Source organism: Halobellus captivus (assembly GCF_007655485.1).
GTDB lineage: Archaea > Halobacteriota > Halobacteria > Halobacteriales > Haloferacaceae > Haloquadratum > Haloquadratum captivum.
In genome coordinates, this window is record NZ_VJXQ01000002.1 from 203,004 (window position 1) to 225,095 (window position 22,092).

Below are 22,092 nucleotides of genomic sequence, written 5' to 3' on the forward strand. Positions count from 1 at the left end.
GATCGGCACGAAGCGTTATATGAGTCCGGTCCGTCCATTGGATGACAGATGAGTGGTCCGACGGTACCGCGACGAGACGCCCTGAACCGTGACACCTAACGATGGTCAAAGCAGAACAGATCCGACAGAGCAAGGCGATTCAGCGCCGCACGGGAAAGACCTTCCACCTGGCGACTCGGGTCCTCCCCGAGCGCGTCCGGCACGCGACGTACGTGCTGTACGCGTTCTTCAGGATGGCCGACGAAGTCGTCGACGCGGCCGACACGGCTTCGCCAGCCGAACAGCGCCGCCAACTCGAAGAACTGCGCAGGCAGGTGCTCGGTCACGAGAAGAGCGACGATCCGGTGCTCGTCGCGTTCGTCGAGCTTCGCGAGCGGTACGACATCGCCGAGGCCGACATCGACGTGTTCGTCGATGCGATGCTCGCAGATATCGAGAAGGACCGTTACGAGACCTACGAGGAGTTGGAGGCGTACATGGACGGGTCGGCCGCGGCCGTCGGCCGGATGATGACCCAGATTATGGAGACGCCGGAGGCCGAACGGGCGCTGCCGCACGCCACGGCCCTCGGTGAGGCGTTCCAACTCTCAAATTTCCTCCGTGACGTCCGCGAGGACGTCGTCGAACGCGACCGGATCTACCTCCCGCGGGAGACGCTCGACGAGCACGGCGTCACCGAAGAACAGATCCTGAACTTCGAGTTCGACGGGGACTTTCGCGCGGCGATGGAGGCCGAACTCCGGCGGACCGAATCGCTCTACCGCGAGGGCGTCGAGGGGATTCCGCACCTACCCGAGGACTGCCAGTTCGCGGTGCTTCTGGCGGCCGTGCTCTACGCCGACCACCACCGCGAGATCCGGAAACTGGACTGCGACGTCCTCTCGACGACGCCGTCGCTGTCGACGTCACGAAAGCTGCTGTTACTCGTGAAGACCCGGCTGTACTGGGCGGTCGAGCGCGATCCGGTCGCCGTCTTCCGACAAGTCAGCGTCGTTCCGTATCCCGAAGAAGACGAGGCGGCGACCGAATCGGGTCACTCGGGCCCGTCCACGAACCGGACGTGGTGGCCGCTCTCCTCGGGGTGTCTGGGCCGCCGGCTGTCCGGGTGGATCCGCGGGTTCACCGAATAACTGACGGCCGCCGTCCGCGACGGCGCACGGTGTTCGTCGTCAACTGGCGGCTTTCGGTCGGTCGTCGCTCTTCCTGCCAATCACCGCTTCCGATCTGTCGCTGACTCGTCCCGTCCGAGGTTGTTCCACGACCCCGCCGAAAGCGGCGCGTCGAACCGATCGGTCCGGAGTAGTCCGAGACCGAACAGCGCCGCGAACGCGACGGGGATCCAGTTGCCGAACCACGCGTTGATACCGCCCCAGAGAATGACGAACGAGATCAGATCGTCCAGCAGAAACTCGCAGTCGTCGAGCCGCGCGAGGAGCGCGCGTCGGTCGTAACCCCAGTCGATGGCGACGACGGCGACCGCGGCAGAGAGCACCCACCCGGCGTAGTTCGACAGCGGGACGCCGTAGAACGCGCCGCCCTTCGGGTACACCCAGAAGCCGAGCGCGACCGCACCGGGGTCGAGGACGACGTCCATCGCCAGCACCGCCGCGATCACCGCGAGGAGACGGACGCCCGTCCGGGCGGCGCGATCACCCAAGAGCAGCAGACAGAGCAGATACGAGTTCATCACGAGCGGGATGAAAAAGACCGGCAGGCCGAGCGGAACCCCGCCGACGATCGGCCCGAGGTCGACGCCGTAGAAGAACTCGCCGTAGGGAACGCCGGTGTGAACGCCAAGGTACTCGATCCCGTAAGCGTACAGCGTCAATGCGCCGACGCCCGCGGCCGCGCGCCGGTCGGTGATCGGGAGAAGGCCGACGACGAGCGGCGAGCGCATCACGAGCGTCCCGAGCAGGATCAGCAGGCCGTTGAACGCGAGCGGCTCGGGGAGCGCTCCCTCGGCGCTGGCGAGCAGGAGGACGATCCCGTTCAGCGGGAAGAACACCGAGATGGTAAAGCGGTTCTCCCTGACCAGTTCCTCCAGTCGGGCCTCCCACTCCGCGCGGGTGCTCGGAAGTCGATCCGAGCGCGACTCGCTGGCCATCGAATCAGGCGTAGACGAGACTCCGGAAGAGTCAGATGTAGACGAATCTCCCGAAGAGTCAGGCATAGACGAGCCTCCGGAGGAGTCAGGCATAGACGAGCCTCCAGAGCCCGCCGAGCGTCAGGACCGTACCGACGGCCGTGTTCACGATCGGATACCACCAGTAGGCGCGCTCGACGTCGACGTTCGAGCGATAGATCACGAAGACGAGCGCCGGGTAGGCGACGAGCAACAGGCCGATCCTGACGTCGACCAGCGCGAAGGTGACCGCGGCGGCGAGCCAGCAGCCGAGACAGTACGCGAGCGTTCGCCGCTCGCCGAGGAACGTCGCGGTCGTGCGTATTCCGACCTCCGTGTCGGGTTCGATATCGGGGATGGCCGAGAACGTGTGCATCCCCATCGTCCAGAGCCACGCGCCCGCGAGAGCCGCGAGCGGCGGATGGGCCCCCGCGACCGCCGCGTAGGCGGCCGCGCCCGGGAGGATGTACAGCCCGTTCGAGACCGAATCCAGAACCGGCGTCGTCTTGAAGCGTAGCGGCGGCGCGGAGTACTGCAGTCCGAGGAAGAAGAAGCCGACGAGGTACGGCCACGCCACGAGCGGAGCGACCCCGAACACCGCCACGCCCAGCACCGCCGACGCAGCGATGAGAACCGCGATACTGGGATCGCCACGCCAGCGAGCCTCCCGCTCGGTTTTCTTGGGGTTGTCGGCGTCGACGTCGGCGTCGAAGACGTCGTTGACGCCGTAGAGAAAGACGTTCGCCGGGAGGAGAAAGTACGCGAACAGGACGAGCGTCACCGGCGCGAACAGGTCGGCCGTCGTCTCCGCGCCGAAGGTCGCACCGACCGCGACGGGTCCCGCAAGGTAGAGCCAAAAGCGCGGCCGCGATAGCGTCAAGAGATACCGAAGGCGTCCGGTGATTCCCCCGGTTCGAGCGTGCGTAGCCATTCGCTCAGCCCGCCCGTTCGATCATCGCCTCGGCGGTCAACTGGCCGCTGATGAGACACATCGGCACGCCGATGCCGGGCGTCGTGAACGACCCGGTGAAGTAGAGGCCGTCGACCGCTGAAGACCGGTGCGGCGGCCGGAACAGCGCGGTCTGTCTGAGCGTGTGCGCGAGACCGAGAGCGGTGCCGTTCGTGCTGTTGTACCGCTCGGAGAAGTCGTTCACGCAGAATGATTCCTCGACGACGATCCGATCGCGGAGGGCCACGCCGGTGTTCTCCTCGATGTCGTCCAGCACGAGGTCGCGGAACTCCGCCCGCAGTTCGGGCGTGTCCTCCAACCCCGCCGCGATCGGGACGAGCGCGAAGAGGTTCGAGTGGCCCTCGGGAGCGACGCTGTCGTCGGTTTCGGAGGGGACACAGAGGTAGTACGCCGGGTCCTCCGGCCACGCCGGATCGTCGAAGATCCGATCGAAGTGCTCGTCCCAGTCGGTCGGCAGCACGAGCGTGTGGTGTTCGAGCGGATCGACGTCGCCCTCGACGCCGAGATACAGGAGGAACGCGGAGGGCGCGTACGTTCTGGAATCCCAGTAGTCGGCGTCGTACTGGCGGTTTTCGGGGGGGAGCAACTCCATTTCGGTGTGTCGGTAGTCGGCGTCGCTGACGACGTAGTCGGGATAGAACTCCTCGCCGCTCCCGGGTCGACCGTCGTTACGCTCGGTCCGAACGACGAACGCGCCCTGGTGACCTCGAATCTCGGTGACCGGCGCGTCGGTTCGGAAGTCGACGCCGAGTTCCTCGCCTAGGGAGACGATACCGTCGACGACACCACCGAGGCCGTTCTCGGGGTAGTAGACGCCCATATTGAAATCGACGTGGCTCATCAGGTTGTACAGCGCGGGGGTGTTCGTCGGTGCCCCCCCGAGAAACACCAGCGTGTACTGCATTATCTGCTGAAGCTTCGGATGGTCGAAGTACTTCTCGACGTGGCGCTGCATCGACCCGATCAGGGAGAGTCCGCGGGCGTTCTTCGCGACGTCCCAATCGAGGAAGTCTCGGACCGACGTCCGGTCCTCGTAGACGAAGTGCTCCATCCCGACCTCGTAGTTCGTCTTCGACTTTTCGAGGTAGTCGTCGAAACGCTCGCCCGCGCCGGGTTCGTATGACTCGAAGACCCGTCGATTCTGTTCGAGGTCCGGCACCATATCCACGCGGTCGCCGTCTTTGAAGAAGATCCGGTAGTGCGGGTCCAGTCGCGTGAGATCGTAGTAGTCGGCGGGCTCGTGATCGAAGTGGGCGAAGAAGCGCTCGAATACGTCGGGCATCAGATACCACGAGGGTCCCATATCGAAGCGGAACCCGTCGACTTCCAATCGGCTCGCTCGTCCGCCGAGTTGCCCGTTCTTCTCCAACAGCGTCACGTCCGCACCCGCACCGGAGAGATAACAGGCCGTCGAGAGGCCGCCGAAACCGCCACCGACGACGACGACGTCCGCGCCGTCGAGCGAGCGGGAGTCCGAAATCGCGTCCATAGCCCAACAGTGGAGCGTAGTGGGTATAAATCGGCTGGCCGGATCGCCTCACGAAACGGGTAGGATGGTCACGGAGCGGTAAGTGGATCACGAAGCGGACGAACCGAAGCGGCGATTTCGTCCGCGAGAACGTGAGTGTTATTAATTTCGGGATCCGAGTTCATATCGTGACTCGAATCTCTCGTCTCGGCGTCGTCGCGACACTGGTACTCGCCGCGCTGTCGGTGTTCGCGATCGTCACCGGGACGACCGGGGCCGGAAAACTCGTCGGCATCTCGTGGGTCGCGTTCCTGGCGATGGCCGTGGCAGCCCCGCTGGGGGCGAAGACCGGCGGCGAAAGCGCCGGTGCGCTGGTGTGGGGATACGGCCTCGCAGCGGGGGCGATGGTGACGAGCGCGGCGGTCTTCCTGGTCCCGCAGGCGATCGGCCAGCACCCCCGGTGGGGCGGTTTCGGCGTCGCGTTCGGCCTGCTCGCGGGCTTCGCCTCGCACACGATCGGCCACCGGCTCGCCCATATGGATCTCCCGATGGACCGGACCGTCGCGGAGTTGACCGCGCACGCCTTCTCGGCGGGAGCGATCATCGGGATCATCTACGGAAATATGCCGGAACTCGGGCCGCTGCTCGGCCTCGCGATCGTCTCGCACAAGGGCCCCGCCGGATACGCCGCGGCGCGCCGCCTCGCGAACACCGGGCGCGACCCGTCGGTGTTGCTACTCCCGGCGACCGGCGTCGGCGTCGCGGGCCTCCTCTCGTCGATGGTCGCCCTTCCGGCGGCCGGACCGGTACGCGGCCTCGTGTTCGGCTTCGCCGCCGGGGTCTTCCTCCACGTCGCGATGGACTTCCTGCCCCGCTGTGAGATCGGGAGCGAGATTCACGACCTGCTTTCGGTCTCCGGCGACGCCCACGCGCTTCTCGATCGACTGCGCATCCACGCGGTGGTCTCAACCTCGATCGGCGGGCTGGTCGTCTTACTCGCGTGGCTCCTCGTCGCCTGAGGGCTGTCAGCGTCGATAAAGTCGTCCTCGACACCCACGTACGCGGTGTTGACGATACCGCGGGAACTCCGAACAACGAGTCAGGGGGTGTCCAAACAACGAATCAGAAAGCGTCCAAACAACGAGTCAGCGAGCATATACTTTTCTCCGGACGCGCCGTACTCGGTGTATGAACGTTCGTGAGGTCGGATCGGCGGCGCTCGCGGGTCTCGCAGCGTCCGTAGCGGCGTTCGTCGCAGTCACGGAGATCCTGTCGTCGACTGTGGAATTCTCGGTGTTTCTCGGGCTTCCGGCGGGTGTCTTCGTCGGCGTCGTCGCGGCCGCGGTGGTCCTGCTCAGCTACCGGGGCCGATCGCCGACGCTCGCGAGGGCGCTCGTCGGGTTCGCGGTCGCGTTCCTCGTCGGGTTCGCCGCACTCGTGCTCGGCACTGGATTCGGCGTCATCGCGGCACTCGTCGTCGGCGTCGTCGCTGGCGTGATCGGTGCGCTAGCCGTCTTCGTGCGAGCGTGGAGCGTATCGTCGTGAAAAACAGTGAAAACCGAAAGGACGGCGATTAGCCGAGGATGTAGCGCATCCACGGGTACCGCTCGATCAGCGGTTCGCCGCCGACGTCGTACTGCTCGATGTAGGCGTCGAGGCCCAGGATCCGCCCGGCACCGAAGGCGGCAACCGAGAGGAACACGAGCATATACGCGAAGTCGCCGTTGATGTAGCCGTGGGAGATGTCCCAGTTCCCCAGGTAGAACAGGAGCATCATAAACGCGCCCCAGAACGCCGCGAGGCGTGAAAACGCCCCGACGATGAGTCCGAGGCCGATGAGGATCTCTCCCCACGGAACGGCCACGTTGACGAAGTCGACGAACCACGGCATCTGGCCCATCGCGGCGAACAGGTCCGCGGCCGGACTGCCGTTCGCCGCCGGGGCGTTCTGCAGATAGCCCGCGGCGCTGAAACTTCCGGAGAGGACCTTATCGAATCCGCTCTGGAAGAACGCCAGTCCCATCATCAGCCTGAGTGCGAGAATGAACCAGACGCTTAACGTGTGAAGCTTCCCCTCCGCCGTGAATCCGGCGAGCGTGCTCTTGAGTGTGATTTCTTGAGTAGACATAATGTACACCTAAGTGTCGAGTACGGGTTATAAAAAGTTGGGTGTGCGGTTACCAGTTGTTGACACTCATCGACGGTCGGGTGACGTTGACATCCGTCTGGACGTAATACGAACGCCGGGGTGACGGAGCCACTGACTCTTAGCTGCGGTCCTCGGGGAGTACTCGGCCGATCATACGTACGCTTCCGTGACTCAGGAATGAGCGGCCTCTACGCTTAGGGGCCGAGATACCCCCACGCCTGGAGTCTGTCGCCGTCGCCCGCGGTCCACCGTTCTCCGATATCGTCGCGGTAGTACATATTCGGGATCACGACGTCCTCGATGCGGGCGTAGCACCGCTCGCGGGCCTGCTGCATCGTCTCCCCCTTCCCGGTAACGACGAGCGGCATTCCGCTCTCGCCCGCCACGCGCCACTGTCCGTCGACGTTCTTCGTGTCTTCGAGGTGGATCCCTTCCCGACTGTCCGACTGAAACACGATAGCGGCGTTCCGGGAGTTCTCGTCGTACGTCTTCTCGTCGTCGAAGGGGAACGGCGGCAACACGACGCGAACACCGACCTGAAAGCCCCGGTGGACTTCGAGGTCGGGATCTGCCCCGCGAGCGAGATCGGAGAAAAACCGCCCGGTCGAGGACTCGATCGATTCCTCCTGAAGGGCGATCGTCGGGTAGCCGAACCGCGGGGTGAACTCAAGCGGGTAAATCCCGGTTTCGTTCACGATACAATTGATGTCGATACTTCCGACGTAGCCCTCCCCCGCAAGCCATTCTTCGAGGGTTCCGAGCGTCTCCTCGAACAGCTCGTTGCGACCCGCCCAGAACATCGATGTCCCCATCTCGCCTGTCGACGGCCCGATGTTTCCGGGAAACAGCTTCTTGTGCTCGAAGTTGAAATTCACCTGATCGATGAACCGCTCGCCGTTGAAGAACCCGCAGACGGCGATCTCGACGCCCTCGACCTTCCGCTGGAGTTGGAAGCCCTTCATACGGTGACCCCACGCCTTCTTGTAAGCGTTCAGCACGTCGACGACGTCGCTGCCGTCGTCCTCGTTACCGACGTACAGGAGGCGCTTGACGTTCTGCACCTCGCCGAGCGGTTTGATCACGTAGGGAGCGGGGTTCTCTCGGACGTGCTGGATTCCCGCGTCGAAGTCCCGGAACACGTGGTGCTCGATGGTATCGACGCCGTGCTCTTCGAGTACTTCCATCGCGTATCCGCGGTCCTCTTCGAGTCGATCGGTGTTCGGCGTGCCGCCGACGACCGCCTTCCCCCGCTCGCGGAGTTCCCGCGCGAGGGCGCCGGTGCCGACGTCCGAGCCCACCCAGACGTCGTCGAAGACGATGACGTCGGCCCATTCGACCTCCGACTCCCAGTCGTCGGTCTTCGGAACGAACCCGTCCCCGATCTCTCGGTCGCTCTCGGCCTCGATGTAGTACTTCACGTCGTGGCCCTCGCGGTGGATCTGCCACGCGAGATCGGTGACGAGGGCGGCGTCGGCGGAGACGAACAGGAACCGCTGTCGATCCATACGTTCGATTCGACCAGGAGTGACTTGAGTGTGCCAGTGGCTCGCGACTGAAGTCGAGGGCGTCCACCTCGCATAGCACCGACACCCGTGGGTCGGTGTCGGGCTCGGGAGTGGTGGATTTTTGGTCATACCACGCGGTAGCTATGGTATGACTACGTACGTACTCGCGACGAACCACGTCGACACGAGCGCCCGACTCTGCGATTACCTCGTCGAACGGATCTCCGGCAGCGACGAGATCCACGCGGTGAACTCCCACCGCGGCGGCGAGGAGACCGACGCGGTGGACGTCCGCGACGGCGAGGAGGCGCTCAACGTCGTCTCATCGCGACTGGGTGCGATCGCGACGGTGGAGACCCACCAGTACGTTCGCGGTAACGATCCGTACAAGGACGTCCTCGATCAGGCCGAGCGGGTCGACGCCGACGAGATCGCCCTCGGCATCCGAAAGCGGAACCCGACCGCGAAGGTCGTCTTTGGCAGCACCGCCCAGCGGATCCTCCTTCACTCGACGCGGCCGATGATCGTCGTTCCGCTCGAAGACGCCGAGTGACCAATTCGGTCGAGCGACGAGTTCGAGTGACCGGGTGAGCAAGCCGAGTGACCGGGTGAGCAAGCCGAGTGAGCGAGGCGAGCGACCGCCGACTTATGCCTCGGAATCGAGGATCGCGTCCGCGAGCAGCGGGACGAACGTGCCGACGTCGGTCACCATCCCGATCGCCTGAGAGCTGCCGCGGTCGAGCAGTTGCGTCACGGTCGCGGGGTTGATGTCGACGCAGACGACCTTCGTCGTCGACGGGAGGCAGTTGCCGACGGCGACGGAGTGAAGCAGCGACGAGAGCAGCAGGACCAGGTCGGCCTCGCGGGCCTGTTCTCGGATCGCGTTCTGCGCCTCGACGGCGTCGGTGATCGTGTCCGGGAGCGGTCCGTCGTCGCGGATCGAGCCCGCGAGCACGTACGGGACGTCGTTTTCGACGCACTCGTACATCACGCCCTCCGTGACGAGACCGTCTTCGACCGCCGGTTCGATCCCGCCAGCCCGAATGATCTCGCTGATCGCGTAGATGTGGTGTTTGTGGCCCGTCCGTGGATGCTCCATCGTCTCCATATCCATCCCCAGCGACGTCCCGTAGAGCCCGCGTTCGATGTCGTGGGTGGCGAACCCGTTGCCCGCCGAGAGCATATCCACGTATCCCGCGCGGACCAGTCGCGCGAGGTCGTCGCCGCCGCCCGCGTGAATGACCGCCGGTCCGGCGACGACGAGCACCGATTCGTCCCGCTCTTCGGTCGCGACGACCGCGTCGGCGACCTCCCGGATGAGCGACTCCGAGGGCCGCTCCGAGGAGACGCCCCCCTGCATAAACCCGAACGGACCGGACGCGTCGCGGGGGCGGTCCGGCGGCTTGACGCGGATCCCCGCCTCATCGGTGACGACGAGGTCACCCTCGCGGATCGCGTTCAGAACTTTCGTTCGAGCGCGAACGCCCCCGTCGGATTCGCCGTCGGTGTCGACGTCAGGTTCCCCGGCGTCGCCGTCGCTCGCCTTTGACCCACCCGCTTCGACGACGATCGCGCAGTCCATCTCGATGTGTTCGACGGGGATCCACTCGCCGTCGTATCTGATCTCCGTCGGGTGGTTCGTCGTCGAGTAGAAGCCGTGCGGGACGACTTGGTCCGCCGGGGCGGGTTCGACCCGGGCGTCGACGGGATCCGCGAGGTTCGCCCCGTTCTGGTGGAGTTCGTGGAGGATCTCTCGGAGCGACTGCTCGTCGTCGGCGCTGACCTGCATCCGGCAGTACGAGGTCTCGTCTTTGCGCCGTCCGACGTCGAACGTCTCGATCTCGAAGGTGCCGCCGAAGTCCATCACGATCCCGAACGTGCGCTGCAACGTCCCGGAGTCGATGATGTGCCCGTCGAGTTCGACAGTCCGCGTGAGGCTCATTCGAGGAAGTGCGCTCGGGAGCTAAAAGACGGTTACGCCGACGGCGCAGTCACCGGATCCGACCGGATCACTCCGAGACGGCCGCGTCGACGAAGGCGAGGCCGTGGCCGATCGCCTGCTCGAATCCCCTGCCGTCGTAGAGGTCGAAGTGCCCCGCGGGGAGGCGGACCAGCGTCGCGTTCGCAAGCGACTCGCTCGCGGCTTCGATCGATTCGATCGGGACGACGTCGTCGCGGGTGCCGCCGACGAACAGGACGGGACAGGCGAGTCGATCGCGGTCGTCGCCAGCGGTGTGGCGGGCCAGCGCGAGGAGCGACCGCGCCGGGGTTCGGTTCTCCCAGTCGTCGTCGACGAGGTCGCGGTACGCGCGATGCGCGCTTGGCGTGGAGACGAGCGCGGAACCGCCGGATTCGCCGCTCTCGTCGGCGATCGGGACCGTATGCGGCCCACGCAGTCGCGACTGGATGACGTCGCAGACGCCCGAGAGAATCCCTTTCGCGAGGAATCCCGCGCCCCGCTGTCGGAGGAACGCGCGTCCGTCGAGGATCGGCGTCTGCGCGACGACGGCGCTGACCCGCGGATCGTCGGCGGCGACGTCGAGAACGGTCCCTCCGGCGAGGTCGATGCCCCAGAGGATCACGCGGTCGGTGGCGACGTCGCTGCGGCCGCGTAACCCCGCGAGCGCCGCCTCCCAATCGGCGCGTTGGCGCGTCGGAGAGAGGTGGTTTCGCGGCTCGCCGTCGCTGTCTCCCGTCGTTCGCTCGTCGAAGTGGAACACCGCGCACCCGGCCGCAGCGAGGCGCTCGGCGAACCGGTCGAGCCCCGCGCCCTCCGCTCCGATCGGTCCGCCGCCCAGGACGATCAGCGCCGGGTCGGCGGGTCGGTCCGGCCGGTAGAGCCGCCCGACGCAGCGCTCGCCGCCGCTTCGGAACGTGAGTGTAACCGTCGAGAAGTCGTCGCGGGAGGGACGCTTGCGACGCGCTTCCGGCCGCGGTCCTCGTTCGACCGTGGACTGGTCGCTGCTGTCGTCGTGTTCGGGACGGCGGATCGTCACGGCCGACCCTCCGAGAGCGTCCCGATGACTCGCGCGGAGAACTCCTCGCCGCTGCTGTCGTAGTCGAGGTACTGGCGGAACCAGTCGGCCTCGGCGTGCCAGCTCCCCTGGACGTCGTCCTCGTGACGGAGGACCGTCGCCTCGACGCGCTTCGGCTCCCACTCGCCGTGTTCGGCAGCGTCGATGAACGTCCGGAGGGCGCGTCCCATCTCCTGGTGGTTCACCGAGACGTCAGGGAACGCCGTGAGATAGGCCAAATCGACCGTCTCTCCGTTCGGATCGATCGACTCGACGCTGATCCCGTTCGATCGGAGGTCGCCTTCGAGCCCCGAGATAACGTCGTTCATACCGACCCTTCTATCCGGAGTGAGTAAACAGTTGCCGCGAGAGGCGGGCGCGATTCGCGTCACCGTGCTCGAGCGGACTGATCACTCGACCTCGACGCGGAGTCCGTCGCGGGCGAACCGAACGTCGCCGTCGTACCGGGACCGAATCGAGTCGAGCATCTCCTCGTGGCGATCCTCGGTGTGCGGATAGAGGTGCGTGAGGTAGACGCGCCCGATCTCGTGGCCCGCGAGGACCGAACCGAGCCGCGACGGCGTCGGGTGATTCGAGACGTCGACGTCGTCCGGAAAGGAGCAGTCGTGTGCGAGCAGTGCGGCCCCGTCGGCGAAGTTCGCGAGGCTCGCCGCAGCCTCGCCGTCGCCGGAGTACACGACGTCTCCCGCCGAGCCCGCGTCGGAAAACCGGTAGGCTAGACAGTCCATCGAGTGGACCATCTCCGTCGCGGAGACGTCGAACCCGGCGATCTCGAACTCGGTCGGTCCGACCTCGCGGACGCTCAGATCGACGCGTCCGTCGAGGTAGTCGTGCACGTCGAGCAGGCCGTCGACGAGGGACTTGGTCCCCGCGGGTCCGACGACTTCGAGGAACTCCTCTCCGGCCAGCCAACGCGCCTTCAGGAGCGGAAGCAGGTCCGCGACGTGATCGAGGTGGTGATGCGTCAGGAGGACGGAGGAGACGCCCTCGTAGCCGACGTCGGTACCGGCGAGCCGATGGAGGACGCCGCTGCCGCAGTCGACGAGCAGGGACCGTTCCTCGCTCTCGAGGAGCAAGCCCGTCTGGACGCGGTCGGGAACGGGCATCGCGCTGCCGGTCCCGAGGAAGGTCAGGCGCATACGACGGCGTACGGCGGGACGGCCGAAAGAGGTTCGGGACGGACGCGAACGACCCCACCCCGCGGGCGAGCGTTTATATCCGGAGACGAGGCCAACGCACCCGTGACGTAACAGACACCCCGCGTCGTCTGCGGTTGTTCGGCACACCGGCGTGGGATGAGATCGGCGGCGCTCGCGAGGACGTCGCCGGAAGCGGGTGCCGACTGTTCGCCAAATTCCCGGGGAGATCTCGGACGTGCTGACAGCACGGTCTCCCCAGCGACAGTACCGAATGGGGAAGAATCCACGTCTCCGTTCGTACGGCAGAACCCACGTCTCCGTTCGTACGGCAGAATCCACGTCTCCGTTCGTACGGCAGAACCCACGTCTCCGTTCGTACGGCAGAACCCACTTATCCGTCCGCACCAACCTACGCACGATGCCGAAGAGCGGGCGCGAGTTGCTCCGACGGGTCGCCGCCGCAGGCGAAGAGACAGCCACAGGCGAGGAGGCAGCTAGCGCGCCCGCCGCCACCACTCCGGCGGCGAACGGCGAGGCAGCCGATTCAGCGGGGAGCACGGAGAGCGACGCGTCGACACCGGCGTTCGAGTTCGATCCCGAATCCGTCGACATCGCCGACGAGGACGTGCTCGACCGGCTCGAACCGTCGGTTCGCGAGTGGTGGATCGAGCGGTTCGGCCGCTACGTCGCGCAGAACGGCGGGTTCTTCACGCCGCCGCAGCGCGAGGCGATTCCGCTCGTCGACGAGGGTGAGAACGCACTCGTGTGCGCCCCGACCGGCTCCGGCAAGACCCTCGCGAGCTTCACCGCGATCCTGAACGAGCTGTTTCGTCGCGGTCGCGAGCGCGAGGACGGTCTCGACAACAGGGTGTACTGCCTGTACATCTCGCCGCTGAAGTCGCTCGCGAACGACATCCACCGTAACCTCACTGTCCCGCTGGAGGGAATCCGTGCCCGGATGGACGACCGCGGCGAGGACGTCGACGTCCGGCACGCGATACGCCACGGCGACACCGACTCCGCGGAGCGGCAGCGGATGCTAGAGGAGACGCCCCACATCCTCAACACGACGCCGGAGACGCTCGCGATCTTACTCAACGCGCCGAAGTTCAAAGAGAAACTGCGAAGCGTCGAGTACGTCGTCGTCGACGAGATCCACAGTCTCGCGGCGAACAAGCGCGGAACGCACCTGTCGGTCTCCTTGGAGCGCCTCGATGCCCTCACGGACGCATCGCCGACCCGGACCGGCTGCTCGGCGACCGTCGAGCCGCTCTCGGAGATGGCTGCGTTTCTCGTCGGCGGCGACGGAAACGGGGCGACTCGTGACTGCGAGATCGTCGACACGCGGTTCGTCCGCGACTTCGACCTCCGATTAGAGTCTCCGACCGACGATCTGATCCACACCCCGCGATCGACGGTCCAAGCTGGGTTCTACGACCGGCTCCACGAACTCGTCGCGTCCCACGAGAACACGCTCGTCTTCACGAACACGCGCTCGGGCGCGGAGCGCGTGCTCGAAACGCTCCGAGAGCGCTTCGAGGACTACGACGAGTCGAACTCGGGGTGTCACCACGGGAGCCTCTCCAAGGAGCGACGGCAGACTGTCGAAGAGGGACTGAAAGACGGCACTCTCGACGTCGTGACCACCTCGACGAGCCTCGAACTCGGGATCGATATGCCGCATCTGGATCTGGTCGTGCAGGTCGGCTCGCCCAAGTCGGTGGCGTCGCTCCTGCAGCGCGTCGGCCGCGCCGGTCACAGCCTCGGACAGACCGTCGAAGGCCGCGTACTGGCGCTCGATCGAGACGAACTCGTCGAGTGCGCCGTGATGCTGCAGAAGGCCGAATCGGGCTTCGTTGACCGGGTCTTCATCCCGGAAAACGCCCACGACGTCGCCGCCCAACACGTCTACGGAATGGCGATCAACGACGTCCGCCGCGAGGGGGACGTGCTCGAAACGCTCCGCCGCGCGTATCCGTATCGGAACTACACCGACGACGACTGGGAGCGGCTGCTCCGGTATCTCACCGCCGATTACGACGGCCTCGAGGACAAGAACGTCTACGCGAAAATCTGGCGCGATACCAACGATCCGCCCGACGGCGAACACCACTACGAGGCCTTCGACGTCGGCGAGCCGCTGCTCGGCAAACGGGGACGACTCGCCCGCGTCATCTATATGACGAACATCGGGACCATTCCCGACTCGTTCACCTGCGAGGTGCTGACCCGGCAGGGAAACGAGTGGGTTGGAACGCTCGACGAGGGCTATCTCGACACGTTGGAGAAAGGCGACGTGTTCGTCCTCGGTGGCGAGCGCTTCGCGTACAGCTACCGGCGCGGATCGAAGGTGTACGTCGACCGGACGAGCAAGCAGGCGACGGTTCCCTCGTGGTTCTCCGAACGACTGCCGCTCTCGTACGATCTCGGTCGCGAGATCGCGTCGTTCCAGTCGGAGCTGCTCGACCGGCTCGACGCGGGCGGCCCTCCCGCCGTCCGAACGTGGCTTCGGGAGTTTCCGATCGACGAGAACGCCGTCCGCGCGATCACGCGGCTGTTCGACGAACAGCGTCGCTACGCCGGAGCGGACAGCGTCGCCACCACCGAACGGCTCGTCGTCGAGGAGACGCTCGACCGCGAGAGCTATCGGCGGCACTTCTACGTGCACTCGACCTTCGGACGGCGGTTCAACGACGGCCTCTCCCGACTCGTCGCCGCGCGCTGCGCCAACCGCTCGAACGCCAACGTCCAGATCGCCGTCGCGGATAACGGCTTCTCGCTCTCGATGCCGCTGAATCGGAAGGTCGACGTCGCCGGGGTGATCGACGATCTCGACCCCGATCGCGTTCGTGCAGACCTACGTGATGCGCTCTCGGGGACCGACCTGCTCAAGCGGTATTTCCGGATCAACGCGACGCGGGCGCTGATGATCCTGAAACGCTACAAGGGGTACGAGAAGTCCGCCGCAGAACAGCAGGTCTCCGCGGAGATGCTCCTCTCGTTCGCCGAGAGTCTCGACGAATTCGCCGTGATAGAAGAGACGTACCGAGAGATCGTCGAGGACAAACTGAATCTGGCCGCGGTCGAAGCCGTACTCGGGGAGATACAGAACGGTACCGTCGAAGTCGTCACGAAACAGGTCGACTCGCCGACCCCGCGCGCGTTCGGCCTCGCCACCCTGCTCGCGAGCGACGTCGTTCTCGCCGAGGACGAAAGCGCCGTGTTGCAGGAGTTCCACGAGCGGGTGTTGGCGTCGCTCGACGAGGAAGGCGAACCACAAGCGGAGTAGCGTCGCTCGACGCGCGCGCTCGTTACCGCCGCGCCCACGACAACAGCCGCTCGTAGAACGGATCAGAGGCGAGCGCATTCGCGCTGGCGACGATCGCGAGCGACTTTTTCGCCCGCGTGAGCGCGACGTTGACGCGGCGGTAGTCCTCGAAAATCGGTCCGTCGAGGGATCCGCTCGCGACGAAGGAGACGACGATCACCTCCTTGGCCGAGCCTTGGAAGCGGTCGACCGTATCGACGGTCGCGTCCGTGCGTCGGGAGATCTCCGCCACCTGCGCGCGGAACGGTGCGATGACGCCGATATCGTCGATATCGACACCCGCTGCGACGTACGCCTCGACGATCTCGCTGACGCGGTCTGCCTCACTGGGGTTCGTGTTGCCGACGCGCTCGCCCCCGGGGTCGACGAACGAGACAGGGTCGCGGAGTTCCGGCGGAAGCGCGTCCTCGTCGACGCCGAGATCCGAGAGCCGCTGCCCCGCGACCGCGCCGTTCGCCGGGCGGAGCGCGCCGTCGTAGAACTCCTGGGAGGAAAAGGCCTGAATGCGCTGGCTCATCCGGTACTGTCGGTCCAAGAGCACCGACGCATCCGAATGGGACTCGATCAGCCGCTCGAACAGCGACGTCCGGAGTTCGTTCCCGGCTCGCGGCTTCGCCGCAGGCTCGCCGCTCGCAGATCCCGGGGCGCTCTGCGCCCCGCCCGCACGAACGACTGGCGGCAGTTGCTCGTGGTCGCCGACGAGGACGAACCGCTCGGCGAGTTCGACGGCGGCGAGCGTGCCCGGCTCGGTGAGCTGTGAAGCCTCGTCGACGAGCGCGACGTCGAAGGACTGCTCGCGCATCACGCGCGAGCCGCAGGCGGAGGTCGTGGCCGCGACGACGGACGCCTCGCGTAGCGCGGCAGCGCGCTCGTTCGGGTCGCCGCCCCGTTCCAAGCGGACGTCGAGCATATCCTCGCGAACGCTGTTTTCGCTTCCGACGCGGACGACGTCCGCGATTCCCTGTTCTCGAACCGCCTCGAGCGCGTTGTCGACCGCGCGGTTCGTGAACGCCGAGAGCAACACGCGCTCGTCGCGCTCGACCAGCGCCCGGACGATCTGCGCGATGGTGTAGGTTTTGCCCGTCCCCGGCGGCCCGTGGACGAGCGCGAAGTCCTCCGCGTCGACGGCCAGTCGGACCGCGCGGTCCTGCGCGTCGTTGTTGTCGACGTACGTGTTCGAGCCGTCCTCTCGCTTGACCCCGGCACCGTTCGGATCGACTTCCGCACCGTACTCGCTCGCCGAGCGGCCCGCGAAGGCGGGCTCCCGTCGGCCGAACAGCACGTCTTTTCGATCGCGGTCGCCCTTCAGGACGAAATCGTGCAGCGCGGTGAGCATCCGGTCGACGCCGATCTCGGAGGGATAGACGTCGAGTCGGCGGACCGACACGGGCTCGTCGGCCGTGATGACGACCTCCTCGCCGAGTTCGACGATCCGGCAGAGTTCGGCGTGGCCCGAGACCGGGTCGCCGTCGCTCGCGAGCGCGACGTCACCGGCCCGGAGCTTCGAGACCGCATCGACGGGTTTCGTCGCGCGCATCTCCCAGCGGCCGTCGTCGAGTTCGCGTCGGTCGAGCGGTTCGAGGTCGATCAGCGCCCGATCGTCGTCGGCGCGCGCTTCGGCGGACTGCTCCCAGAGCTTTCGGTATTCCGCGTGCACCTCGCGGCGTTCGGCCTCGATGGCGGTGTAAAACCGCTCGAAGTACTCCCGCTCTTCCTCGGGGACGGGGCTTCCGATCTGTCCCGCCTTCGACTCCTGGTCGAGTCGGCCCGAGACGACCATACAGGTGTCCTGCTCGAAGCAGTACTCACAGCGCGCGTCGGCCTCATACCCCGTCGGAACCGACGAATCGTACTCCATCGCGGCGATCTCGTTGCGCGTCCGCACGACGAAGTCGAGCAGCCCGTCGCCGATCGAGAACTCCTTGGCCGGTGAGAGGTCACCGGTCTCCTCGTTACGTTCGAGGGCCGTGTTCTTCGTGTAGAGGAGCGTCCCCGTGTCGGCCGGGACGCCCCGCTCGGCGAGCACGAGCGCGTACGCGGCCGCCTGAATCTTGTCCTGAAAGCGCGGCTCGCGGTTGGTGTTTTTTCCAGTTTTCAGTTCGACCGGCATCCCGCGGCGGAGCGCGTCCGCGCGGCCCTTGATGCCGAACGTCGGCGAGATGAGCGTGTACTCCGAGCGCCAGGCGTCCTCCTCGGTGAGCGTTCCCTGTTGAAGCCAGCCCTCGATGGCGGCCGCGTTGCGACGGACTTCGTCGCGAACCTCCTCGGCGTCGTGACCGAGGAGGCCCAGTTCCAGCCCCGCCTCCCGAACGCGCTCGTCGATCGAGTCGTCGAGGTCGCGGTCGCGCAGCAGGTCGCCGAACACCTCGTGAACGATCGTCCCCTTGACGACCGGGTAGTTCAGCGGGATCCCCGAGAGCTTGTTCAGGTAGTACATCCGCGGGCACTGCACCCACGAGCGGATGTCGGTCACGTCGACGAGGAACCCCGGTTCGAGCACGACCGAGGAGTCGCCCGTCGTCGCGTACGTGGTCTCGCCGCGGTACTCCGAGGTATCGACGTCGGTCGCGAGCAGCTCCATTCCGAGCTCGGCGTGTTCGACCGTGTGCGTCCACTTTCCCCAGAGCGTGAGTCGAAGCGTGCCGTCGCTGGGATGGTCAGACTCGCGAACGGCGTCGGGAACAGCGTCAGAAACGTCGTCGGCAGCGGTGTCTCCCGCCGGACGGAGCGTCACCTCCGCGAGCGTTCGCGAGCCGTACTTCGTCTCCACCTCGCGCTCGTCGCCGACGTCGACGATCCGGCCGCGCAGTTTCACGTGGCGTACCTGCGCGTCGCGCGGTAAGACGCTATCGGTCGGCGAAGTGTGCGGTCTCGGAGGACTAGTCGGAGGACGGGCGAGCATCGACACCGTCGAACGTGTCGTCGACGCCGCGAGGGACGCCAAGGGGAGCTACCTCGTCGCCCTCGGCGTCGTCAGCGGCCGTTGCCCGGGGAGGGGAGGAACTCCGCCCACCAGCGAAGCAGGAACCACAAGAGTACGACGCCGACACCGAGTCCGCCGACGAACCCGGCGGCGATACTCGTCGTGGAGCCGCCGCCCTGAACCGCAATGAGCGCGCCGGAGAATCCGACGAGCGCGACGAATCCGAGCTTCAGTCGTCGGCTCGCGACGGTTCGCTCGTCGTCGGTGAGGCTCGGTCCGACCACTCACGACACCGTCCCGTGCGCTTCTGCTGTCGGACCGGCTTTCGGTTTGGCGATCGGAGTCACTGGAATCCGCGGCCGACGCCGTCGTCCTCGATGAGGTCGTCTAGGTCCTTCGAGAGCAACTCGTCGGCGTCGGCGAACTCGTCCGTGAGGTCGTCGAGACGGTCGGGTCGGCCGTCGAACTCGTAGTCCATCGGCCCGAACGCCGGGCTTTCGAGCGCGTCCATCATATCCTCGAAGAAGTCATCGGGCGTCGTCGGCGCTTCCGAGTGCACCTTGACGGCCTCTTCGAGTCGCTTGGCCATCGATTTCGCGTGATCCTCGTCCTCAGGGGGGGACTGCACCGCGAACCGTCCGCCCTCGTCGCGCCGCTGACTGGGTAGCAGCGGTTCGAGGTCGTCGTCGATCCGGCGGGCGACACGGCTCCCGACGCCCCGGAGTTCGGCCGGGTTCTTCGCGTACGTCTTGAGCGCGTACACGCCGGCGTCCGGATGGCCCACGTAAAAGTCCTCCCCGAGTCCGCGGCGTCTGTCCCCCGCGACGGCGCGCCAGCCGTCGGGATCGACGTCGGCTTCGGTCACGTCCGCGAGGATGTCCTGCCAGTCTCTGACGCGCATACGTCCGTAGATTGCGCCGGGGAAGAAAGAGTATGACGGTCCCAAGTCGATGACACGGCCGCCGCAAGTCGTTCGTGCATCGGTGGCGGATCGATCGTGCGTCGGTGGCGGATCGATTGTGCGCCGAGGGCGGGCCGATCGTGCGTCACTGTGGGATCGATCAGGAATCGATTAAGAGCCAGTTGGAAGGACGATCCCGGTCCCGACCTCCGCCAGATCACCGGCCTACGGATCGACTCGCCGGATCCACCGCACGGGATCGGCTAACTCGGCGCTCGTCGGCAGGTTCTCCGGGCGCTCCCAGACGGCCGCCGCCGCCTCGACGCCCCGTTCATCGGCCACCGCCCGGAAGAAGCGCGCGCCGCGTTCGTACTGCCGCCGCTTGAGTCCGAGGCCGAGCAGCCGACGGGCGAGTCGGGCGACCGGCCCGCCGCCGCGGCGACGAGCGTCCAACTTCGCGCGCAGGTCGGCGTACTCGGCGTCGAACGCGCGGTCCATCAGCATCTCGGCGTAGCCCTCGACGGCCGTCATCGCGACGTTCAGATCGTGGAACGCCTCCCGGTCGAACCCGCCCTTCGTGAGCGTCTCCAGCCCGTCTTCCATCCGCGATTCGAGGTATTCGGAGAGCCACGGGGCGGCCCCGAACTCGGCGGCGTGAGCGACCTCGTGGAACGCGATCCAGCGTCGAAATCGGGCGTAGTCCACGTCGAGCGCGTCGGCGGCGTCGACGATGTTCGGGTGAACGAAGTAGAGGCTGTGCTCGGGGTCGTTCCCGCCGTTGACCCCGGCCTCCGTCGACAGATCGCCCTCTGCCAACAGCAGCGGATCGTACTGCCCGAGGACGTGGGAGGCGAGAAACGAGAGCATAACCGTCATCGAACCGGTGTTGACGACCCGCGTCGCGTTGGGAAACGCGACCTGCAGTTCCGACTCGACCGGGCGCATCACCCGACGGAACGTCGCGACGTTCGCGTCGATCCAGTGGTGGCGGTTCTGGACTTCGATCGTCTCCGGAACGTCGAAGTCGAGACCACCGACCGATCGCAGTCGCTCGCGGGCGTCGCGAACGTCCGCCGCGTACCCCGATTTCTCGGTCGCGGTGAGTTCGAGCGACCCCGCGTCGGTGGCGCTCTTCGCGGCCGTGGTGACGGCGCCCCAGTCGATGTACCCGGAGCTTTCGTCACCCTCCGAGGCGCCCGCGATCGCGCGAACGCTCCGATAAAGGTCCATACGGGGTGGTGGGGACCGGCGGGCAAAACCCTTGTTCCGGCGCGTATTTCCTGGGATGGTCGCTCCGGACGGGCGCCGCGCGCGTTCAGTTCGCCGCGCAGTTGTTCGGTCCCAACTCGACCTCCGTCGCCTCGTCTTCGCCGAGTTCGCGTCGGCCGCGGTTCACGGCGATGACGGTCTCGTAGTTCGGCGGCTTCTCGTTTTCGCCGCCCGCAAGGCGTTCGACGAACGCCGCCTCGTCGAGTCCGAGCAGATCGAGTTCCGCGCGAAGGTCGCCGAGCGTGGCCGCGATCAACTCGCCCGGCTCGCCGACGCTGAATCGCCCGTCGACGGAGACCGAGACGTGTCCGGGCAGGACGACGACGTCGTCCGAGAGCGAACGGTACCGCTCGTGGAGCGTCTCGTAGAGGAGCTTCGCGCCGCGCTCTGCACCCTCCTCGCCGAACTCCAGTTCGGTTCGGCCGACGCTCTCGACGAACAGCGTGTCCGCCGAGAGCAGGTACGTCCCGTCGATCAGGAGGTTCACGAGCTCGGTGGTATGGCCCGGCGCCCCCAGTACCTCGACGTCGACGCCCCCGATCGAGAGCGTGTCGCCGTCCGCCAGCGGTTCGTAGTCGTAGGCGACGTCCCGCGCGTCGGCCTCGGCGCTCAGGTAGTACGGTACCGAGAGTCGCTCGGCCAACGCGCGCCCGCCGGAGACGTGGTCCGCGTGAATGTGCGTGTCGAGGACGCCCGTGACTACCATCCCGTTGTCGGCTGCGACGAGCTCGAACTCGTGGTGTTGGCGCGTGGCGTCGACGACGAGCGCCTCGCCCGCGTCCCTGTCGCCGACGACGTACCCGAGACAACCCTTCGCGCGGCGTTGGACCTGCGCGACGAACAGGTCACCGTCGGTCTCGACCTCCACGACGTCGTAGAGTTTGCTCCAGTCCTCCATTCCGCCTTTCACGACGCTGACGTCGTATCCCCGCTCGGACAGCTCGAAGCCGAACGACGTCGACGAGAGCCCCTTCCCGCAGATGACGGCGACGGGCCCGCCATCGATCATCGATTCGACCTCGCGCCACTCGCGGCCGTTCCCGAGGCCCTCTATGGGGTGATACGGAATGTTCACTGCGTCCGGGACGTGCCACGCCTCGAAGCTCTCCGGGGGGCGCGTGTCGACGACGGTGAGGCCCTCGCCCGCGTCGATCGCCGCGGCGAGTTCTCCGACGGTAAGTTGATCGAGGAGTTTCGGCATACTGGTAGTACGGGATAGACGTGAATAATCGTTTCTGGCGAGTCCTCGACCCAGCCGCTACAGGCCAGCCAACCTCGACGCC

The 22,092-nt window shown here is 66.3% G+C and carries 19 protein-coding genes; 5 read left to right on the plus strand and 14 right to left on the minus strand.

Going from position 1 to position 22,092, the window contains the following annotated elements:
- The first annotated feature begins 101 nt into the window (after positions 1–101).
- Positions 102–1,130 carry a phytoene/squalene synthase family protein gene (locus FJT57_RS06320; protein WP_144903120.1) on the plus strand — a complete coding sequence of 343 codons (1,029 nt, stop codon included), beginning with the start codon at positions 102–104 and terminating at the stop codon, positions 1,128–1,130.
- An 80-nt stretch (positions 1,131–1,210) separates the two neighbouring features.
- Here FJT57_RS06320 and cruF read toward each other — a convergent pair whose 3' ends face one another.
- The 3 genes from cruF to FJT57_RS06335 form a co-directional block, all read right to left on the minus strand.
- A complete protein-coding gene (gene cruF / locus FJT57_RS06325) occupies positions 1,211–2,104 on the minus strand; it encodes a bisanhydrobacterioruberin hydratase (RefSeq protein ID WP_144903123.1) in 894 nt (297 codons plus the stop codon).
- Positions 2,105–2,189: 85 nt separating this feature from the next.
- Positions 2,190–3,053, minus strand: coding sequence for a prenyltransferase (locus FJT57_RS06330; RefSeq protein WP_144903126.1), 864 nt, complete (start codon positions 3,051–3,053; stop codon positions 2,190–2,192).
- Between the two features lie 4 nt (positions 3,054–3,057).
- Complete coding sequence (locus FJT57_RS06335) at positions 3,058–4,581, minus strand: phytoene desaturase family protein (protein WP_144903129.1); 1,524 nt, start codon at positions 4,579–4,581, stop codon at positions 3,058–3,060.
- 167 nt (positions 4,582–4,748) lie between these two features.
- Here FJT57_RS06335 and FJT57_RS06340 point away from each other — a divergent pair, with 167 nt between their 5' ends.
- Positions 4,749–5,579, plus strand: a complete 831-nt coding sequence (locus tag FJT57_RS06340; RefSeq protein ID WP_144903132.1) for a ZIP family metal transporter — start codon at positions 4,749–4,751, stop codon at positions 5,577–5,579.
- A 169-nt stretch (positions 5,580–5,748) separates the two neighbouring features.
- Complete coding sequence (locus tag FJT57_RS06345) at positions 5,749–6,105, plus strand: hypothetical protein (protein WP_144903135.1); 357 nt, start codon at positions 5,749–5,751, stop codon at positions 6,103–6,105.
- Between the two features lie 28 nt (positions 6,106–6,133).
- Here the strand turns inward: FJT57_RS06345 and FJT57_RS06350 are convergent, their stop codons facing one another.
- Together FJT57_RS06350 and FJT57_RS06355 are read right to left on the minus strand one after the other, a co-directional pair.
- Positions 6,134–6,688, minus strand: a complete 555-nt coding sequence (locus FJT57_RS06350) for a DoxX family protein (RefSeq protein ID WP_144903138.1) — start codon at positions 6,686–6,688, stop codon at positions 6,134–6,136.
- A gap of 215 nt (positions 6,689–6,903) precedes the next feature.
- Positions 6,904–8,214, minus strand: coding sequence for a phosphoribosylamine--glycine ligase (locus FJT57_RS06355; RefSeq protein WP_144903141.1), 1,311 nt, complete (start codon positions 8,212–8,214; stop codon positions 6,904–6,906).
- 148 nt (positions 8,215–8,362) lie between these two features.
- On the opposite strand from FJT57_RS06355, the gene FJT57_RS06360 reads away from it, so the two are divergent.
- Positions 8,363–8,767: a universal stress protein gene (locus tag FJT57_RS06360; RefSeq protein WP_144903144.1), complete on the plus strand. Its 405-nt coding sequence runs from the start codon at positions 8,363–8,365 to the stop codon at positions 8,765–8,767.
- Between the two features lie 93 nt (positions 8,768–8,860).
- On the opposite strand, the gene FJT57_RS06365 is transcribed toward FJT57_RS06360, so the two are convergent.
- The 4 genes from FJT57_RS06365 to FJT57_RS06380 all read right to left on the minus strand — a co-directional run bounded on the left by FJT57_RS06365 (position 8,861) and on the right by FJT57_RS06380 (position 12,388).
- A complete protein-coding gene (locus FJT57_RS06365) occupies positions 8,861–10,156 on the minus strand; it encodes an ornithine cyclodeaminase family domain (protein WP_144903146.1) in 1,296 nt (431 codons plus the stop codon).
- A gap of 67 nt (positions 10,157–10,223) precedes the next feature.
- Positions 10,224–11,210: an alpha/beta hydrolase gene (locus FJT57_RS06370; protein WP_238993932.1), complete on the minus strand. Its 987-nt coding sequence runs from the start codon at positions 11,208–11,210 to the stop codon at positions 10,224–10,226.
- Positions 11,207–11,557, minus strand: a complete 351-nt coding sequence (locus FJT57_RS06375; RefSeq protein ID WP_144903149.1) for a hypothetical protein — start codon at positions 11,555–11,557, stop codon at positions 11,207–11,209. Before FJT57_RS06375 ends, FJT57_RS06370 begins: the two co-directional genes overlap by 4 nt.
- A gap of 81 nt (positions 11,558–11,638) precedes the next feature.
- Positions 11,639–12,388, minus strand: coding sequence for an MBL fold metallo-hydrolase (locus tag FJT57_RS06380; protein WP_144903152.1), 750 nt, complete (start codon positions 12,386–12,388; stop codon positions 11,639–11,641).
- Positions 12,389–12,806: 418 nt separating this feature from the next.
- Here FJT57_RS06380 and FJT57_RS06385 point away from each other — a divergent pair, with 418 nt between their 5' ends.
- Complete coding sequence (locus tag FJT57_RS06385) at positions 12,807–15,677, plus strand: ATP-dependent helicase (protein ID WP_144903155.1); 2,871 nt, start codon at positions 12,807–12,809, stop codon at positions 15,675–15,677.
- A 22-nt stretch (positions 15,678–15,699) separates the two neighbouring features.
- Here the strand turns inward: FJT57_RS06385 and FJT57_RS06390 are convergent, their stop codons facing one another.
- The 5 genes from FJT57_RS06390 to FJT57_RS06410 all read right to left on the minus strand — a co-directional run bounded on the left by FJT57_RS06390 (position 15,700) and on the right by FJT57_RS06410 (position 22,010).
- A complete protein-coding gene (locus FJT57_RS06390; RefSeq protein ID WP_144903158.1) occupies positions 15,700–18,531 on the minus strand; it encodes an AAA domain-containing protein in 2,832 nt (943 codons plus the stop codon).
- A gap of 158 nt (positions 18,532–18,689) precedes the next feature.
- Positions 18,690–18,923, minus strand: coding sequence for a hypothetical protein (locus FJT57_RS06395; protein WP_144903161.1), 234 nt, complete (start codon positions 18,921–18,923; stop codon positions 18,690–18,692).
- A 59-nt stretch (positions 18,924–18,982) separates the two neighbouring features.
- Positions 18,983–19,540 (minus strand): hypothetical protein, encoded by a 558-nt coding sequence (locus FJT57_RS06400; protein WP_144903164.1) that lies wholly within the window; start codon positions 19,538–19,540, stop codon positions 18,983–18,985.
- A gap of 225 nt (positions 19,541–19,765) precedes the next feature.
- Positions 19,766–20,770 carry a zinc-dependent metalloprotease gene (locus FJT57_RS06405; protein ID WP_144903167.1) on the minus strand — a complete coding sequence of 335 codons (1,005 nt, stop codon included), beginning with the start codon at positions 20,768–20,770 and terminating at the stop codon, positions 19,766–19,768.
- An 85-nt stretch (positions 20,771–20,855) separates the two neighbouring features.
- Complete coding sequence (locus FJT57_RS06410; protein ID WP_144903170.1) at positions 20,856–22,010, minus strand: MBL fold metallo-hydrolase; 1,155 nt, start codon at positions 22,008–22,010, stop codon at positions 20,856–20,858.
- Positions 22,011–22,092 lie beyond the last annotated feature (82 nt).